This window comes from Streptomyces sp. NTH33 (genome assembly GCF_003236365.1).
GTDB lineage: Bacteria > Actinomycetota > Actinomycetes > Streptomycetales > Streptomycetaceae > Streptomyces.
Window position 1 is genome coordinate 1 of record NZ_POTZ01000689.1, and the last position, 2,665, is coordinate 2,665.

The 2,665-nt window shown below is 74.2% G+C and carries 1 protein-coding gene and 1 pseudogene; both read left to right on the plus strand.

Features of this window, described 5'->3' with window-relative positions:
* Positions 1 to 2,399, plus strand: a 2,399-nt coding sequence (locus C1I97_RS35000) for a serine/threonine-protein kinase (RefSeq protein ID WP_111006988.1), incomplete at its 5' end; no start/stop codon positions are given.
* Positions 2,400 to 2,402: 3 nt separating this feature from the next.
* A pseudogene (locus C1I97_RS35005) lies at positions 2,403 to 2,665 on the plus strand (serine/threonine-protein phosphatase); the annotation flags it as partial.

Below are 2,665 nucleotides of genomic sequence, written 5' to 3' on the forward strand. Positions count from 1 at the left end.
GCCCGACAGCGAGCGCGACAGCCGCCCCGACACCGAGCGGCGGTTCGGCCTCCAGCGCCCGCAGTTCCCGTACGTCGTCGCAGTCGACCGGTTCCTCCCGGTCCCGCCGCTCGGTGTCGGGGCGGCTGTCGCGCTCGCTGTCGGGCAGGCCGGCCGGCCGTTCGGTGTCGGTGCGCGGCTCCGGCTCCACGACGGGCTCCTCCGGCCGCGGCCGGCTGGGCGCGGGACTGGTGCAGGTGCCGCAGGTGCCGCGGCCCGACCCGCACTCGATGGTGCTCGAGAACCCGGAGGTGCCGGAGCGGAAGCGGTTCTGCTCGCGCGCGGACTGCGGGGCGCCGGTCGGCCGCGCGCGCGGTGACCGGCCGGGCCGTACGGAGGGCTTCTGCACCAAGTGCGGCCACCCGTACAGCTTCGTGCCCAAGCTGAGGGCCGGGGACGTCGTCCACGGCCAGTACGAGGTCGCGGGCTGTCTGGCGCACGGCGGCCTGGGCTGGATCTACCTGGCCGTGGACCGGGCGGTGTCCGACCGGTGGGTGGTGCTCAAGGGCCTGCTGGACACCGGCGACCAGGACGCGATGGAGGCGGCGATCTCCGAGCGGCGGTTCCTCGCGGAGATCGAGCACGCCAACATCGTGCGGATCTACAACTTCGTGGAGCACCTCGACCAGCGCACCGGCTCCCTCGACGGCTACATCGTGATGGAGTACGTCGGCGGCAAGTCGCTGAAGGAGATCGCCAACTCCCGCCGCACCCCGGACGGCAGACGGGATCCGCTGCCGGTGGAGCAGGCGTGCGCGTACGGCATCGAGGCCCTGGAGGCGCTCGGCCACCTGCACAGCCGCAACCTGCTGTACTGCGACTTCAAGGTCGACAACGCGATCCAGACCGAGGACCAGCTCAAGCTGATCGACATGGGCGCGGTGCGCCGCATGGACGACGACGAGTCGGCGATCTACGGCACGGTCGGCTACCAGGCGCCGGAGGTCGCCGAGGCCGGCCCGTCGGTGGCCAGCGACCTGTACACGGTGGGCCGTACGCTCGCCGTGCTCACGTTCGACTTCCAGGGCTACACGAACGTCTTCGCGGACAGTCTGCCCGACCCCGACCACATCGAGGTCTTCCGCCGGTACGAGTCCTTCTACCGGCTGCTGGTCCGCGCCACCGACCCCGACCCGGCCCGCCGGTTCGCCTCCGCGCAGGAGATGTCCGAGCAGCTGACGGGTGTACTGCGGGAGGTCGTGTCCCTGCAGACCGGCCGTGCGCGGCCGGCCCTGTCGACGCTGTTCGGGCCGGAACTGAGGGTGACGGACACGGAGTTGTTCCCCCGTCTGGACGGGGACGTGTCCCGGCTGGGGGCACGGGTGCCGCGCACGCGCGGGTCCGCCCCGGCGCTCCCCGCCGGCGCGGCGCACGGCAACGGCGGCGGCCCCGGTACGCCGGGCACGCCGGCTCCGCCGGGCCTCGTCGCGCCCGTCGACGCGCCGGCCGCCGCCCTCGCCCTGCCGGTCCCCCACGTCGACCCCGCCGACCCGAACGCGGGTTTCCTGGCCGGACTGTTGACGTCCGCGCCCGCCGAGCTGGTCCACGCGCTCGCGGCGGCGCCCACGCAGTCCGCCGAGACACGGCTGCGCCAGGTCCGCGCCCGGCTGGAGACCGGCGAGCCGGCCGTCGCGCTGCGGATCCTGCGCGCTCTGGAGGAGGAGGACCCGGACGACTGGCGGGTCGTCTGGTACCGGGGCGTGGTCTCCCTGGTCACCGGCGACCACGAGGAGGCGGCCCTCGCCTTCGACGCGATCTACGACGCCTTCCCCGGCGAGGTCGCGCCGAAGCTGGCGCTCGCCCTGTGCGCGGAGGTGCTCGGCCAGCTCGACAACGCCGCCGAGTACTACCGCCTGGTGTGGTCCACCGACCCGAGCCAGGTCAGCGCCGCGTTCGGCCTGGCCCGCGTCCAGCTGGCCACCGGTGACCGGCGGGGGGCCGTACGGACCCTGGAGTCGGTTCCGGAGTCCTCCATCCACTACACGGCGGCGCGGGTGGCGGCCGTACGGGCGCGGCTGCGGCACCGGACGGCCGCCGTGTCCGACACGCCGTTCCTGGAGGACCTGACGGCCGCCGCCGGGCAGGTGGAGGCACTTCAGGCGTACGCTCTGGATCCGGTGCGGCGTGAGCGGCTGTCGGCGGAAGTCCTCGGCTGCGCGCTGGACTGGGTACTCTCCGGGGGCCGGGCCGCCGACCCGGCCGCCCGGCGGGTGCTGCTCGGCAGCGACCTGGACGAGCGGGGCCTCCGCTTCGGCCTGGAGCGTTCGTACCGCACGCTGGCCCGGCTGGCGCCCGGCGGCGAGGAGAGGATCGACCTGGTGGAACGTGCCAACCGTTACCGCCCCCGGACGTGGGTGTAGTTGATGTCGCAGATGCACCAGCAGGCCGCCCTGCCGAAGTGCCCGAGCTGTGCGGAGCCGGTGGAGTCGGGTGACCGTTTCTGCGGCGCGTGCGGATGCGAGCTGTCCGCGGCCGCCGCGGGCGGGGGCGACACGCCGACGCTCACCATGAACAACGCCTCGGTGCCGCGCCCGGCCGACTCCGGCGAGCGCGCCGACGCCGCCGCCTGGCCCCACGCCCCGCACCCGGACGTCTCCGAGGCCCCTGTCTCTTATACCCATCTCCG